Genomic DNA, 342 nt, shown 5'->3' with positions numbered 1-342 from the left:
TCCAGGGGATGAGGTAATGATTTTAGAACCAAGTTATGTAGCTTATATTGCGTTGGTTTCATTGGCTGGAGGGATTCCAGTGCCAATCGTTACTTCTTTTCAGAATCAGTTTAAACTTACACCAGAACAAATAAAGCAATCTATTACTCCGAGAACAAAAGCAATTATTCTTTGTTTTCCGAACAATCCTACAGGAAGTTTGCTAAATAAACAGGAATTGGAAGCAATAGCCGATATTATCATTGAGCACGATTTATTAGTTATTACAGATGGAATTTATGCAGAATTGACGTATGAAGAAGGCACCTTCTGCTCAATAGCTTCTTTAAAGGGAATAAGAGA

General features: G+C 36.0%; 1 protein-coding gene. It reads left to right on the top strand.

Annotated features, from left to right (window positions below; genetic code table 11):
- The coding region (locus KW850_RS32805) for an aminotransferase class I/II-fold pyridoxal phosphate-dependent enzyme (protein ID WP_218351737.1) at positions 1-342 on the top strand (342 nt) is incomplete at both ends.

It is taken from the genome of Bacillus sp. sid0103 (genome assembly GCF_019219025.1).
The sequence above is the reverse complement of the archived record's forward strand: the minus strand, read 5'-3'. Positions and strand labels throughout refer to the sequence as shown.